16 protein-coding genes and 1 pseudogene are annotated in these 14,707 nt (G+C 51.6%); 7 read left to right on the top strand and 10 right to left on the bottom strand.

What is annotated here, in order from left to right; genetic code table 11:
* Window positions 1-693 carry a B3/B4 domain-containing protein gene (locus WH279_RS18965; RefSeq protein WP_339458031.1) on the top strand — a complete coding sequence of 231 codons (693 nt, stop codon included), beginning with the start codon at window positions 1-3 and terminating at the stop codon, window positions 691-693.
* 130 nt (window positions 694-823) lie between these two features.
* On the top strand, window positions 824-1,141 hold the full coding sequence (locus tag WH279_RS18960) for a hypothetical protein (RefSeq protein WP_339458030.1): 318 nt from the start codon (window positions 824-826) through the stop codon (window positions 1,139-1,141).
* A gap of 444 nt (window positions 1,142-1,585) precedes the next feature.
* Here WH279_RS18960 and WH279_RS18955 read toward each other — a convergent pair.
* The 4 genes and pseudogenes from WH279_RS18955 to WH279_RS18940 form a co-directional block, all read right to left on the bottom strand.
* Window positions 1,586-2,024: pseudogene (locus WH279_RS18955) on the bottom strand (VOC family protein).
* Window positions 2,025-2,221: 197 nt separating this feature from the next.
* Window positions 2,222-2,695, bottom strand: a complete 474-nt coding sequence (locus WH279_RS18950) for an NUDIX hydrolase (protein WP_339458029.1) — start codon at window positions 2,693-2,695, stop codon at window positions 2,222-2,224.
* A gap of 272 nt (window positions 2,696-2,967) precedes the next feature.
* Entirely contained in the window at window positions 2,968-3,411 is a 444-nt protein-coding gene (locus tag WH279_RS18945; protein ID WP_339458028.1) for a MarR family winged helix-turn-helix transcriptional regulator, read from the bottom strand.
* Complete coding sequence (locus tag WH279_RS18940; protein WP_339458027.1) at window positions 3,404-4,030, bottom strand: type 1 glutamine amidotransferase family protein; 627 nt, start codon at window positions 4,028-4,030, stop codon at window positions 3,404-3,406. The genes WH279_RS18945 and WH279_RS18940 overlap by 8 nt, the downstream gene beginning before the upstream one ends.
* 225 nt (window positions 4,031-4,255) lie before the next feature.
* Here WH279_RS18940 and WH279_RS18935 point away from each other — a divergent pair, with 225 nt between their 5' ends.
* On the top strand, window positions 4,256-4,741 hold the full coding sequence (locus WH279_RS18935) for a GNAT family N-acetyltransferase (RefSeq protein ID WP_339458026.1): 486 nt from the start codon (window positions 4,256-4,258) through the stop codon (window positions 4,739-4,741).
* A 361-nt stretch (window positions 4,742-5,102) separates the two neighbouring features.
* On the opposite strand, the gene WH279_RS18930 is transcribed toward WH279_RS18935, so the two are convergent.
* The 4 genes from WH279_RS18930 to WH279_RS18915 form a co-directional block, all read right to left on the bottom strand.
* A complete protein-coding gene (locus tag WH279_RS18930) occupies window positions 5,103-5,432 on the bottom strand; it encodes an NIPSNAP family protein (RefSeq protein ID WP_133841610.1) in 330 nt (109 codons plus the stop codon).
* A gap of 197 nt (window positions 5,433-5,629) precedes the next feature.
* Window positions 5,630-6,490, bottom strand: coding sequence for an SMP-30/gluconolactonase/LRE family protein (locus WH279_RS18925; protein WP_339458025.1), 861 nt, complete (start codon window positions 6,488-6,490; stop codon window positions 5,630-5,632).
* Between the two features lie 57 nt (window positions 6,491-6,547).
* Complete coding sequence (locus WH279_RS18920; protein ID WP_339458024.1) at window positions 6,548-7,021, bottom strand: DMT family transporter; 474 nt, start codon at window positions 7,019-7,021, stop codon at window positions 6,548-6,550.
* Between the two features lie 14 nt (window positions 7,022-7,035).
* On the bottom strand, window positions 7,036-8,433 hold the full coding sequence (locus WH279_RS18915; RefSeq protein ID WP_339458023.1) for an amidohydrolase family protein: 1,398 nt from the start codon (window positions 8,431-8,433) through the stop codon (window positions 7,036-7,038).
* Between the two features lie 130 nt (window positions 8,434-8,563).
* On the opposite strand from WH279_RS18915, the gene WH279_RS18910 reads away from it, so the two are divergent.
* Window positions 8,564-9,481, top strand: a complete 918-nt coding sequence (locus tag WH279_RS18910) for a LysR family transcriptional regulator (protein ID WP_339458785.1) — start codon at window positions 8,564-8,566, stop codon at window positions 9,479-9,481.
* 94 nt (window positions 9,482-9,575) lie between these two features.
* Here the strand turns inward: WH279_RS18910 and WH279_RS18905 are convergent, their stop codons facing one another.
* Window positions 9,576-10,766: an MFS transporter gene (locus tag WH279_RS18905; RefSeq protein ID WP_339458022.1), complete on the bottom strand. Its 1,191-nt coding sequence runs from the start codon at window positions 10,764-10,766 to the stop codon at window positions 9,576-9,578.
* Between the two features lie 87 nt (window positions 10,767-10,853).
* Between WH279_RS18905 and WH279_RS18900 the strand changes: the two genes are divergently transcribed.
* The 3 genes from WH279_RS18900 (at window position 10,854) to WH279_RS18890 (ending at window position 13,702) form a co-directional block, all read left to right on the top strand.
* Window positions 10,854-11,651, top strand: a complete 798-nt coding sequence (locus WH279_RS18900; protein ID WP_339458021.1) for an AraC family transcriptional regulator — start codon at window positions 10,854-10,856, stop codon at window positions 11,649-11,651.
* Window positions 11,652-11,988: 337 nt separating this feature from the next.
* The gene (locus WH279_RS18895; RefSeq protein WP_200643357.1) at window positions 11,989-13,209 is read left to right on the top strand and encodes an MFS transporter; all 1,221 of its coding nucleotides are present in this window, start codon (window positions 11,989-11,991) and stop codon (window positions 13,207-13,209) included.
* Between the two features lie 10 nt (window positions 13,210-13,219).
* The gene (locus tag WH279_RS18890) at window positions 13,220-13,702 is read left to right on the top strand and encodes a glutathione peroxidase (protein WP_339458020.1); all 483 of its coding nucleotides are present in this window, start codon (window positions 13,220-13,222) and stop codon (window positions 13,700-13,702) included.
* Window positions 13,703-13,784: 82 nt separating this feature from the next.
* On the opposite strand, the gene WH279_RS18885 is transcribed toward WH279_RS18890, so the two are convergent.
* Entirely contained in the window at window positions 13,785-14,618 is an 834-nt protein-coding gene (locus WH279_RS18885; RefSeq protein ID WP_133841614.1) for a hypothetical protein, read from the bottom strand.
* Window positions 14,619-14,707: the final 89 nt, after the last annotated feature.

The following is a 14,707-nucleotide window of genomic DNA, read 5'->3' as shown; positions in this document are numbered from 1 at the left end:
ATGCCAACCGTGTCACCGTCAATCAGCCCTGAAATTTACCGCATCGCACCAGGATTTCGTGCACTGAGTATCAGCGTGGAAGCGACACCCGTTGCTGATGAACGGATTGGAGAAGTCGCGCTGCGGGAAGCCTGCGAGGCAGTTCTGGCAGGACATCCTGCCTGGGCAGAGGCGCACCTGAACGCATGGGCGGAGGTATTTCGCGCCTTTGGGGCAAAACCTAAACGAACACCCTGTTCAGCGGAAGCTTTGCGCAAGCGGGTTCTTAAAGATGGCACAATGGCCTCTCTCGATCCGGTGGTCGATCTGTATAACGCCGTTAGCATCCGATATGCCGTTCCGGTTGGCGGAGAAAACGTTGCGGCTTACACAGGAAGGCCACGACTGATTCTGGCAGACGGTACCGAAATCTTTGACACGATGAAGGACGGCCAGCCTGGAAGCGAGTCACCGGAGGTGGGTGAAGTTATCTGGCGCGATGATACCGGCGTAACCTGCCGCCGGTGGAACTGGCGACAGGGCATCCGGACCCGGCTGAGCGTGGCAGATAGCAGAATGTGGTTTATCCTTGAGAGCCTGCCTCAAATGCCGCTGGAAGAGCTACATTCTGCCGGGAAAATGCTGACAGACGGCCTGGAAAAAATGATGCCGGGTGCGCGCTGTCATACTGTTCTCATCAGCGAGCAGCTTTGAAATCGTCAGAACTGATTCGGATAAAACACAACGAGAGAGTACTTTCCATGTTTCTTAAGTTGTACCAGGTTGACGCCTTTTCTGACCGCGTCTTTGGCGGAAATCCCGCGGCCGTTTTGGTGCTTGATAAATGGTTATCGGGCAACTGAATGTTGAGGTAAAAGAGGACGGCTACCTACTCGATCTGCCCTGCATTCCCCCTGAAGAGATGACACGGCTTCCGGAGATAATCCAGCCTGTTTTCAGCGGTAAGGTACAGCACTGGTTCAGAAATTTCGAAAATATTTTTGTGGTTCTGAACGGCGAAGACGCGGTCAGATCATACCAGCCAGATTTGCACCTGCTTGCCAGACTCGGACCGGTTGGCGTGGTAATAACAGGCCAGAGTTCGGGAAGCCAGTACGATTTCGTTTCACGTTATTTTGCTCCGGGCGCGGGAATTCCGTAAGACCCTGTCACCGGTTCCATTCATGCAACTCTGGTGCCCTATTGGGCTGAAAGGCTGGGGAAAAAAACGTGTCTGCATTGCAGGCGTCCCTGCGAGGTGGACATCTGATGTGTGAGTTAAAAGAAAACAGAGTCATCATTGAAGGTAAGGCGGTGACGTTCATGAAGGCGGAGATTTGCGTACCTGACTGGTTTATGAAGTCTGACTCGGCAAGTCAGGAATAGAGTTCAATTAGTTAATGAGTAACAGGAGAGCGCTGAGGCGCTCCGTTCCTTTTTTCACGCTCTAACTTTATTTACCATTTATGATTACAGGCCACAACGTCCGCTCCTCGCCCATGGCAGACAGCAGACCAAGTCCCACTTCTGGCCGCTGTGTGCCAAAAGCGGACTTTGCAAACATCTCTGTTTTAATTAGAGGATAACAGGTCATGATATGTGGGCCTCATTGACTGCGTTCCATCAATTCAAGCGTCTGACCATCAGGGCTTTGTAAATATATTACTCTGGTTCCCTGCATGGGGCCTGACAATACTGTCTGAGGTTTACCCGGCGTCTTCCAGCCGTAGTCCGATACTTTGCCCAAGAGCGTATCAAGATCCTCTACATTAAAAGCAAGGTGAGCGTAGCCTGGGATATAGGGCGCTGAAGGTTCTTCTGGCTGCTCAATGTTATTGTATTGTAGTAATTCAATTCGAATATCAGCCAGTTCAAGCAAAGCCATTCGTACATCAGCTCCCCTTGCACCTGTTACCTCATCGATTATAGGTCCGGACATTTTTCCTTCACGTAATAATTTACCTCCAAGAATCTGAGTCCAAAAAAAATAATGAGTCTTCAATGTTTTTAACTGAAAAACCAACGTGATTAACACTTAAGATCATGCAATTACCTGCTGATATTTGAAAAGTTCATCATCCAACTATATAGAAAGCCTGCTTTATTTCTACAAGATAAATGCGCGACCGTTTTACAAGCCTGCATCTTTTATCGATAAATTGCGAATGTCCGCTTTCGCTCTCAGCGGACCTTCAGCTTCACGTGCTTGTCTGCTGAGTGCCAGAAGCGAACGTTCAGGATATCATGATGCAGTTAACATCGAAGATCCGGCTGACTTGCTTTCAAGGATGTTAATGATTAAGTCGCGTGGAAAAATTGTCTCATTGGTGTGTATGATTTCTTCTATTGTCCACCAATGATGATCGCGAATGACTTCCTTTTCATTGCGACTCCACCCTGAGCGGTCGATATCGACTGTATTTGCATTAATCATAAAGAAACGTTCTTCAGCAAGTACCGTCTCCCCACTTGGTAGCATCATTGTGAAGGTTCGGGACGCTATTTGTGGTCCGGTTAATGTTCTTGTCAAACCCGTTTCTTCAAATAATTCGCGTATAGCGGCCTGCTCGAAAGATTCATTTTTTTCAAGCCCTCCGCCCGGCGTTGCCCAGTATGTTTTTCCTCTCAGAGCGCCATCTTTATGACAGAACCTAAAGAGCAGGACGTGATTTTCAGGCGAAAGAATGATCAATCGAGATGATGGTCGAATGCGCACGTACCCTCCTTAAAAAAGCTTAAATACTCATTCTCGATATTTATCTAAACATAAATTGCAGCCTGAGTCGGCCTATAGGTCTGCATTTTTTTACAGCTTTAATCTCACTCAACGTCCGTTCCTCGCCCATGGCAGACAACAGACCGGGTCCCGCTTCTGGCTGCTTTATGTCAGAAGCGGGCAGAAACTATGAGCTTGATGAGATCATCGTTTTCACGCTAAGCCATCAGGGTTGTGTTCCAGAAAGGGGAAATGGGCAAGCCCACATGCTTTTAAGATCGTACAATTTCTTCGAGCGTATTTCGCAGTCCGGTCATAGCATCAATAATTTCTGCCATCTTGTCTTTCCCTATTCTATCTTCTAGATGCTTTGCAAACGCAGCGTGTTGCGGACTGATTTTATTGACAACCGCGTACCCCTTTTCTGTCGGATGGAGCAGCATAGCTTTGCGGCTTGATGGGTTTGAAGTGAAATATAGCATTCCCTCAGCAACGAGTTGGAGGCTTGTTCTACGTACGCTCTGCCGTGTTATTCCCATCCTGCGTGCAATTTCTGACTGAGTTAAGGGTTCTTTCAGAACCGCGCCAATGACCTGCCAGCGGGTTGCCGTAATCCCTACCGGCGCAGTAAGCTGTTCAGCAACAGTAAGAAACAGCCCATTCAGTGCGAAGGTCGTCAACGCTAATGTACTCAGCTTTTCCTGTGTTTCACTCATCGCTATGTTCCGCCATAAGTTCGTAAAAGCCTTCAGGATTGTGGTCTTTATATAACTTGCTCCAGGCACGCAATGTCGTGTCGGAGTAAACATCAAGTTTACGGAAAATTTCGATCGCAAATTCAATTGGAGCAATTCCGCTCGCAGTGATCAAGTTTCCAGAAGTTACAACCAGTTGGTCCTGGTAGTGGGCTCCACCTTTATAACCCACCATTTCAAGAAAAATTTTTGCATTACTGGTGTGTGGTAATTCATCCAAGAGTCCACCTTTAGCAAGTGCAGCGGTTGCCCCACAAATGGCAGCGACTGGGGTTCCGGCACTTAAGAACTGAGAGGCTGTTTTGACAAAGCTATCAATCCCTCCTTTTAGGGCAATATCCGCACCAGGTAATATCAGCATCTGGCTTTTTTGCGGTTCCAATGTGTCCAGACTGAGGTCGGGAACAATCTTTAGCCCACCTTTACTGGTAATCGGCGCTAGCGAGTTGCCAACTGTTTTTACCTCAAACATCCCTGGTTTTTTATGGAATTCAGGTGAGTTTAAATGTGCGATTACATAACCCACCTCCCAATCAGCCATGGTGTCGTAAATCGCGAGATGAACTGTTTTTTTATTCATTCCTGTCATTCCCTGTTTAAATTTGACAGCAGAGTGCCAGGATGACAGCTTGCTGTCATCCTGGCAAATGAATAGTGTGTACACCTTACGGTCTTGTCTGGTTGAGTGATATCGGGTATTCGGGCATCATCAGGTGCCATAGGCGTGGAGCAACGTGACGTCATTATTGATGCCAGCGTGAGCTGGGGAGTGACATTATCTGCAATCTGTTCTATGAGGCGTTAAATGGATATCTTACTTGAAGATTTCACAGAAATGTGTTTTCCCGATTATTTCAGACTTGTCAGTAGCGTAGAAGTTATGGCTATGATCACAGAGCGTGCGATTCCCTATGATGAGGCATGCCATGATTTTGAAAAGATGCTTAATGACAATGCACGGAATGCAGAATTAGGCTGTTTCAGGATTGTAGATGCTAATAAAGGTAATTTTATCGGCCTCGCTAAACTGGTGCAGATTAGTGAAAAACCTCAGACCGCCGAGCTTGGTTACATGCTATTACCTGAATTCTGGGGGCGCGGTATCGCCAGCCGTGTCACCAGATTACTGATTGAGAAAGCCAGTAAAAATCATGAAATATCCACACTCATCGCCATTATCGATCCTGCAAATGCGGCTTCGAGAAAAATTCTGACGAACCATGATTTCGTTTCCGTTGAGTTCAGGGATTTTGATGGTTTGCCAGGTGAAATTCTACAGCGAGCAATATAGTCAATAATTTTTATCAATTTTTGTTACCCGATTTATTACTGTCCAGGATCAGTCTTTAATGAGATTTATTTCTATGGTTGTGATTGGGGTTTTTTATAATTTTACATTCTGATTTACGTTAAATATAGGGACATGTATGCCTTGATACATGTCCGCTTGTCGCTCAAAACTGCCTGTCATGCCTGCCTAAGAAATAGGGTTAGCGTAGGATGTTTCCATTTTTCCATCGGAAAGTCGGCCCCGGATTGTCGACTCTGATCATCCATACGGACGTCAATCAGACTTCCTTTCGCCACGCAAACAATGTGACGACAGTTCCATCCTTTATAGCGGTGATGGGCAGTCAGCCCACGCTGAACAATCAGCTGGATCGCAAATTCTCAATGGCATTGTTGCTAAGCATGAGCACGGATTTAACGCTGACGCTGATTCTGTCGACAATGGCCTGCCGCGGGCCAAGACGCCACTCTTCGCTGTTATAAAAAGATTCCTGAGAGGATTTCAGCTGGGAGAGGCTGTCATAAGCTCTGATCAAATAGTAAGCATCGTCGTCATGGGCTGATATACCAAAAGAAATGATATCCATACCCGCTAAACGATGAAGTGGAGCACTCTCCTCCGTCATTATCCTGTGGAAGTCTTTCCCGGTGCCGGGTTTTAGGGTGTACAGCAAAAATTCGACTGTTTTCATCTTCGATATCCTGTTCATTTTTATCATCATAGCGAATTATTGCGCCGTGGAACCATGAGGCTTGCCAGAACTGGCGTTGCGTCCTGATTGATATTAGCTCTTTCCTCGCCATGCTGGGCCTGAGCGGCTTCTGAGTGCCAGAAGCGGACATTTTCTCTCAGCCTGAAGCACATACAGTGCTGCTAGTATCCAAATCGTTACACTGTATTTGCTGCAAACCGACTTTCTGATAAGCCGGCATTCACTGCGGACTCAGTCTTCAGCAAGGCACCATCATAAATTGATGGCGCAGAAAGACCCACAGAAGCCGTGGTGCAATAGAGGCGGGTGAAACCCTCACCGGCCAGTGTCGGGCAGGTGCTCTGAATTCCATTGGATGACAGGATAGCGTCTGTGGTTCCATCCGGACGGTAACGGACAACACGACTCCCTCCCCATTCAGCATTCCATAGATAGCCCATGCCATCCACGCAGGAGCCGTCGGGCGCCCCGTTGCCTTCGATTTCGGTGAACACGCGCCGGTTTTGCAGTGAGGGGTAATCGCAGCAGAAGATTTTGCCCTGCATTGAGTCGCTGTAGTAGATCGTGCCACTATCGGGGCTGAAACACAGGCTGTTCGGGATAGCGACATCGGGTAGTGCAAGCGTCTCAACAGTCAGTGTTGCCGCATTAAGTCGATGAAATTTTCCGATAACTTTTACGGGATAACCGTCATCCATTGTCCCAAAGACAAAATTACCGGCACGGTCGCACCGTCCATCACCTATGCGGGTGCCTGATTCTCCCGGTGAGGTAGCCACCTGGGTAAGTAACCCGGTATTGAGATCATAAAAAGCCAGCCTTGACGCGAATCCCATCAGCAGAATGTGACTTTGTTCAGTCAGTGCAAAGGAGCCAAGGCGTTCTGGCAGCGACCAGCGCATCACCGCGTCATTGTCTTCTTCTAAGGCGAGCAGCTCACTGCCTTCGATGTCAGTCCAGTAGAGCCTGCGGGTTATTTCACACCATAACGGGCACTCTCCCAGTGTATTCCTGACCTCAGCTGCAATTGAAAACATGATAATCCTCCGGATATAAAAGGTCGTAATGCACGATGGCAAAAGTGGATAACGCCGTTACTGCAGAAAACGAGCAGAGAGCCGATCGCCAAAAAGCATGACGGCAAGTCCGATCAGCATGACAACCATTCCCCCCAGCCGAAGTAACGAAACCGGCCGTCGCACGGTACCCAGCAAGCCAAAATGGTCAATCATCTGAGACGAGAGTAGCTGTCCGACAATCGCCAGCCCGAGCAGGGCTGAAAACCCGATTTTAGGCGCGAGCACCACATAGCTGAACAGGGCACATGCGCCGATGATACCACCCGCCAGACTCCAGGCGGGTTGGGATGGTATTGCCGCCAGCGATGTCATCAATCCACCCCGCAACAGTGAGTAAATCGCCAGGCTGAACGCACCCGCCGTAAAGGAAAACAGGGCAGCGGTGACCGGGGCGCCGCCCAGTCCGCGTGCCAGCTGGCTGTTCAGTGTCGTCTGCAGGGTGATCCCAAGACCTGCGGCAAAAGCGATTACGTAATAGATCATGCCCATGCTTTTCATCCTGGTCAGTCCGCCTGCATCAGCGGCAGGAAGGTGTCAGCAAAAATGTCAGGCTGGTAGCCAGAGGCTGCAAAAAGGTGCTCACGCGACTCATCAATCGCCGCACGTAGTCGCGCGCTGTCTACGCCCAGCACTTTACCGTTCTGTTTAACGATGCGTCCGCCGATCATGACGGTGTCGATGTTGCTGCGCTCGGCGGCATGAACCACCGTGCCAAAGGCATTTCCCGATGGGTAAAGATTGAGATCACTGGCATTAATCAGCACCAGGTCTGCCTGTTTGCCCGGCGTCAGGCTGCCGACTTTATCCTGCAGCCCTGCACAGGCAGCGCCATCAAGGGTCGCTGCTTTAAGGAGCTGCGCCGCCGGAAGCGTTTTCAGCGCATGTTCAGAGTCGCAGCACTGCTGCTGATGCATACCCATCACGCGCTGCAGGTAAAAGGCCACGCGCATCTCCATAAACATGTCAGTGCTGTATGACGTTTCATTATCAACGCTCAGGCCAGGGTTGATGCCATGACGCTGCGCGGCCTCTATGGCGAACATTCCGCTTTCGATGCCATAGTGCGAATCTGAGCGCGGGCAGACGTTCACCCGGACACCGGCTTCCCGCAGAATTTCCCATCCCCGGTCAGGCAGCGCCGTACAGTGATTGAAAATATTGTCCGGACCCAGCAGCCCCTGCTGATGCAGCGACTCAAGTTCGGCCCCCATCTCAGCGCCAAAGAACTCAGTGACAATCGACAGTCCCAGCCTGCGGGCCTCGGCCCACAACTCTGGCTCCAGCTGGGCCATGACCGCGAGAGAGACCAGGCTTTCAGGATTGTCGGTGAAATACTTATCCTGCAGACGCTGCCAGTTTCCCGGCCAGTGCGCCTTATCCCATTCGCCGGCTACCGGTGCGCCGGAAGCATGAATAGCGCGAATGCCGGTATCAAGCAGGGCCTCGACGGCGGCATCGGAATGCGCTGCGGTTCGGCTGTTGTGCGAGTTATCGATCATCGTAGTGATACCTGCTTCAATAGCGCCCAACGCCGTCAGCAGGTTACCGACATAGATATCGGCAGGCCGGTAATATTTAGCGAACGAGAAGTGCGTGGCGTTGCTGTAGTCGTCCAGGCAGGTGGCGTTAGGGTTAATGCGGCGTAGCTGTCCTTCCCATGCATGGCGATGAGAATCGACCATTCCCGGCATGGCGATCATGTTGCTGGCATCAATGACATGTGCACCCGGCAAATCAAGGTTCTGGCCGACGGCGGTAATCGTTGAGCCGTTGATGAGAATATCGCCGCGCTCAATGTTACCGACGTTCTCGTCCATGCTCAGTATCGTTGCGCCACGAATCAACGTAGCCCGTGAAGTGACATTCTGATTGTTAACAATATTTCGGATGTAGTCGGTCATTAAACCTGCCTCTTTCCTGATTAATGAGGAAACGATACTCCACGCCATTATCCTGAAAAAGATGCTTAAACCGTTTTCATAATTCATAATTCGCGAATAATTAGACTCACTTTTACCCAGGAGCAGGATGATGGATCGGATTCAGGCTATGCAGGTTTTTATAAGGGTTGCTGAAGCTGGAAGCTTTGTGCGCGCGGCAGAGACGCTGTCACTGCCAGCTTCCACCGTCACCAGCACGATTAAAAATCTGGAGAAATACCTGCAGGTGCGTCTGCTTAACCGGACGACGAGGCGGGTCAGACTCACTCCTGAAGGCCTGCAGTATCTTGCGCAGTGCCGGGAAATCCTTTCACTGATTGAACACACGGAATCCAGCCTGACCGATTCCGTCAGGCGGCCCCAGGGGCGACTGCGGATAGATATGCCCGGTGGGATCGCCCATTTTATCGTCATGCCGAATCTGAAAGATTTTTACCGGCTCTATCCGGATATTTATCTGATGATTGGCGTCAGCGACCGGCAGGTTGATCTTGTTCAGGAAGGTGTGGATTGCGTCATCAGAACCGGGGAATTAACCGACTCCACGCTGGTTGCTCGTCCCCTTGGCCGGTTTCGCTGGGTGACCTGTGCCTCGCCGGACTATCTCAGGGAGTACGGTATCCCTGAGACGCCGGAAGCGTTGTCGCAGCATCGGGCAATCCATTACTTTTCCGGTTCGGGAAGACGGACCAATGAACTGCGTTTTACGCGTGGCACTGAGATGCTTTCCGTTCCGGTAGAAGGAGATGCAGCCGTTAACGAAACGGGACTCTATATCAGACTGTGTCTTGAGGGTTTTGGGCTGGCGCAGCTTGCTGAGAATGTGATTTCGGAGAATCTGCAGCAAGGCAAGCTGGTCGAGGTTCTGGCAGGCTGGCAGCCACCTTCAGTGCCGGTGACGATGCTCTATCCGCATCAGCGTTTTCTCTCTCCCGCAGTGCGTGCTTTTGCTGACTGGGTCGCCGGGCTTTTCAACGATGGCACAGGTCAAAAACGGTCTTCTCTGTAAAAGGTCAGCTTAAGTAGCAGGGATATTTATCGGAACGATAATGGAGAGTATCCGCAGCAGGAGAACAGAGCGCTCTCCTGTTGTATCGGCAAATTCAGCCCGGCTGCTGTACCGGTTCCAGGTGTGCATTTCGTCCGGCAGCCATTCCTGTGCAGGCACCAGCGACCGCGATTGCTGCGGTCATCAGTAATGGCAATGTCCAGCCTCCGGACAACTCCTGTACTTTGCCCAGCAGCAGCGGACCCATCGCCGCCATCAGATAACCGACGCTCTGCGCCATGCCTGACAGCGCTGCGGCGTCACCGGCATTTTTGGTACGTAGCCCGATGAAGGTCAGGCCCAGCATCATACTGGCACCCGAGCCGAAGCCAAGAAGAGCAGCCCACAGCATCGCCAGATTCGGCAGGTAGAGGATGCCGATAAAGGACGCAGCGGTTAACAGGCTGACGCCGGCAGCGGCTGCTTTCTGATCGTTGAGGCGACGTAGCGTGGCCGCCAGAATCAGGCCGGGAATGGCGGTGGTCAGCTGAAGAATGCCGTGTACTTCACCGGCCTGGGCTGAGGAGAGTCCATTGTCCGTCAGAATGGCTGGCAGCCAGCCGACAGCAACATAAAACGGCATCGCATTCAGGCCCATAAATAAGGTGACCTGCCATGCCAGAGGCGAGCGCCAGACCGCGACGGGCGCCGCTTTTTTCTCACCCGATGCTGGCAGCTGATGCTTTTTCTTTAACTGGGGCAGCCATAAAAGCAGCGCAAGTAGAGGCGAAATTACGAGCATCGCCAGTGCGATGTTCCAGCCCCAGCTCAGTGCAAGAGGAATGACAATGACAGAGCCAACTGCGCCAGCGGCGCCCATCGTGATGGAATACGCCCCCGTCACGGAGGCCATATTGCCGGAAAAATCACGTTTGATAAGGCCAGGCAGCAGGACATTGCCCAAGGCAATCCCGATACCGATGAAAATTGTTCCGCCATAAAGCGCCCAGATACTGCCTGTGGAGCGAAGCAGGATGCCTGCAGAAATCACTGCCAGGGCACCAAAAAGGGTGCGTTCCATACCGAACTTCCGGGAGATAGATGCGCTCAGAGGAGAAAAGGCGGCAAAGGCCAGTAAGGGCAGCGAGTTAAGCAACCCAACGGCAGTCATACTCAGCCCAAAATCATGGCGAATGTGTTCTAAAACGGGAGCGATAGCGGTAAAGGGAACGCGCAGGTTAATGGCAATAAAAAGGATACCGGTTACAAGTATGATTGAAGGCCACTTGTTCGAAGTGTGGGGCATAAATTTGACTTTCTCTGGAAAAAAGAAAGACTTTAAAGTACGCATGAGTTACAGAATATAGATAACCTGACAACATATAGCTAAATCATGCCACTTAATAAGAAAAAACCGGTGACTTCACCTGAAGATTTTGATGCTGATGCTTTCAGTCAGGCTGCTATCGCCCTCCATGTATCATCATCAGGCGAGTATGCCGGGCAGAGTCCGCATGCTCACCGTAAGGGACAACTTATTATCTCTTTACGTGGTGCAGTGAGTTGTGAGGTTCAGGATGCGCTGTGGCTTGTTCCACCGGGACATGCTGTCTGGGTTCCGGGTGAAACCCCACACAACTGCCGGGTCACGAAGAATGCAGATACCTGCTTTCTGTTTATCGAACCCGGCGCGGCAGCGATGCCGGAAATCTGCTGTACCCTGGCGATTACTTCTCTGGTCCGCGAGCTTGTTCTGTATCTGGCCGGGCAGGAACATGATTATTCTCCTGACAGTAAAACGGCCAGGCTCGCAGCGGTGCTGCTGGAGCATATTCCGGATGTGCCGGTTGAAGCGCTCCATCTTCCCGTATCCGATCATCCTAAAATCCGGAATATGGCGGAGGCACTTTTTAATGAGCCTGATGATCGGCGAACGTTAAAGCAGTGGGCTGCACATCTGGTCACCAGCGAAAGATCGCTGGCCAGGCTGATAAAAGAGGCGACAGGAATGAGCTTTGGGCGCTGGCGTCAGCAACTGCATTTGATGATTGCCCTGAGCCATCTGGCTGAAGGTCAGTCCGTGCAGCGCGTAGCCGGGACTCTGGGGTATGATTCGGTCAGCGCGTTTATTACGATGTTCAGAAAAGCGCTGGGTAAATCACCGACGCAATATTTTTCGTCTCTAAACTAGTGCAAAACAACACAAACTGGATTTTTACAAAGAACGCCAAGGTCCGCTCTTCACTCAAAGCTGGCCTTTAGTTCTCCTCTCCATCGGCGAAATGCGCCTTGTTCCGATGACATTCCCCATGCCCCCTTGACCCTTAACGCCATTTCCCCCATCTTCTCCTCGTCCCATGGTGGCAATGACGTTGACGGGGCAGGAGATGAGCACTATTTTTGAGCCGGGTTTACGCGTATAAAAAGCAAGGCTCTTCAAGTACTGAACAATCAAAAGCCAGGCAAATTAACCCGGGCCATCGTGCCGGGTTTTTTCGTGATGACGATTCTTTCTGGGGCGAATGTTGATGAGATTACGTTCACTGCAAGTTCTCTGTTTGCTCAACTTTTTTATCGCGGATGTCCGCGATGGGCTGGGGCCGTTTTTAGGTATATTTCTGGTGTCCCATCACTGGCGGGCAGAAGAAATTGGTCTGGTGATGACGGTGGGGGGGCTGGCCGGATTGTTAGCCACGTTCCCCTCAGGGATGATTGTCGATGCCACACGTTACAAACGTCTGTTAATTATCACTTCATCCCTGCTCATCACATTGAGCGCGCTTGCCCTCTGGTATTTTCCGACTTCCGTCGTGGTGATTTTATCGCAAATCATTACCGGTATCGCGGCCGCTATCGTCGCGCCAGCCATTGCCGGCATCACCTTAGGCATCGCCGGTCAGAAAGGTTTTTTGTCGCAGATGGGCCGAAATGAAGCCTTCAACCATAGCGGTAATATGGCGGTGGCGGTGCTGGCAGCGATAACCTGCTGGGTGTGGGGCACGGGTTCCGTGTTTTTACTGATGACCACGATGGCGGTATGCGCCGTGATGTGTACATTAGCGATTAATAAAAACGATATTGACCATGATGTCGCGAGAGGGGTGGAAAAACACGAAGGTCCGACGGTTTCTGTCTCTGTTCTGGCGTTACTAAAGCGACCTGAACTGGCGGTAACGGGGGTGACACTGCTCCTCTTCCACCTGGCCAATGCGGCACAACTGCCGATGTTAAGCATGCAGGTCGCCTCCTCTCCCTCGGGTTCCCTGTTTACGCCTGGCACCTATGCTGCCCTGACGGTCGCGATTTCTCAGGCGGTGATGATCCCCGTTGCATTGCTCACGGCAAGATATGCCGCACAGTATGGCTATGCCAGGCTTATCGTCATTGCGTTGATCGTATTACCTGTTCGTGCCGCGATTGCGTCTTTCTGGGGCAATGAATTTGTTATCTTTCCAGTCCAGGCGTTAGACGGTGTCGGTGCGGGAATTTTGGGCGTGGCCGTACCCGGACTTATCGCCTCATTGTTTAATGGATCAGGACATATCAACGCAGCGCTTGGGCTGGTTATGTTGCTCCAGGGGCTGGGTGCCTCATTCAGTCCGGCGTTGGCTGGCGTCATCGTAAGCCATACGTCATGGAGCTTCGCCTATATGATTTTGGCAGGCATTGCGCTCTGTGCTCTTTTCATCTGGCTGATATTTAGCCGGCACGTTTTTAATTCACGTCAGCCTGAACAAGAGACGATCTGAGGATCCCGATATGACCGCCTTTCACCAACTTACCGCCACCAGTCTGGGTGGCGAGCTCATCCCGATGGCCGACTACGCTGGCAAGCTGGTGGTGGTGGTGAATACCGCCAGCCATTGCGGCTTCACGCCACAATACGCAGGCCTTGAGGCGCTCTACAAGAAGTATGCTGCACAGGGGCTGGTGGTGCTGGGTTTCCCCTGCAACCAGTTCGGTAAGCAGGAACCCGGCGGTGCCGACGATATCGCGCAGACCTGTCACATCAACTACGGCGTGAGCTTCCCGATGTTCGGGAAAGTGGAGGTCAACGGAAACGCTACGCACCCGGTGTTTCGTTACCTGAAAGACGCCTTGCCCGGCGTGCTGGGTGGGCGGATCAAATGGAACTTCACTAAGTTCCTGATCGGACGCGACGGCAAACCGCTGAAGCGTTTTGCCCCGTTCACCCCCCCCGAGAAAATGGAAGCCGCTATCCGGGCTGCACTTGAAAGCTAAGGGCTCCTGTTATCTGCTGGTCGTCTAAAACGCAGACGACCCCGATTTTCATCGTTCATCCGTTAACGCGACAGAGCCTGAATCAGCGATACAACCATTCCCCAAAGTAGAGGCGAACAGCCTCCCTGTCATATTTGTCCTCGCCACGCCATGCTGCGGCCGCCGCTGACCAGTCGCTCTTGCCGTGAATCGGGCGTTCAAAGGATGCTGGCCTGAGCACGTCCAGGTGGGCAAGGATGTCGATGATTGTTCGTCGCTCGTCCTTCGACGATTTAACGGCGGCAGCCAGTCGCTTTTCTAGCGCACCGGCATGGTCGGTTGGTTGGCTTGATTCGATGGTCGAGAGGATGCTCTGGAGGATCACGATGTCCTCCTCCGTCGGCTCTGGAATATCGGCGCGTTCCAACTCTTGCAGATCAAACCACGTATAGATCAGCTGACCGTGACGGACGCCGCCCCACTTAATGCGTTCGAAATTAAGGACGTTGAGATCCTCATTCTCATAGCGCTCAGCGCCAATCGTGAGGCCGGGTACGACATCCCGGCAAACGCTGCAGGTATGGCTCGTGCTCTCTATGGAACCGTCCGGCCGAAAACTTTGCCCGCTGATAACCGGCGCGTATTGATGTGGAACCATTTGACGGGCGAGGTTGTATGAGGCGATGCCTGACCGCCAGTCGAGTCTTTTTGCCGACAGACTGGCCAGAAAGGCGTGTGCCGCTTTGGTTGGCGACATCCGTTTCGCCATCGCCAGGACCTTCTCCAGACATTCGTCGTGGGTCACGTTGACCGGATCGAACATCATCCCCTGGGATTTGGCATAAGCGAAGTCGTCGGGGGCGGTCTTTTGTTCAGAGAGCCAGCCGCTGCTGCTCCAATATGTTTTGAACAGTATGTTCTTTGCTTTCTTGTCCATGATGGCTTCCGAAAAGTCTGTCGTTGGGCCTGTGCCAGTCGCTCACAATGATGTCACCCAAAAATTTGAGTGACATCATTGATGAGTGA

The sequence above is a fragment of the Erwinia sp. MYb375 genome, assembly GCF_037479175.1.
Classification (GTDB): domain Bacteria; phylum Pseudomonadota; class Gammaproteobacteria; order Enterobacterales; family Enterobacteriaceae; genus Erwinia; species Erwinia rhapontici.
This window is presented reverse-complemented; position numbering and strand designations above follow the sequence as displayed.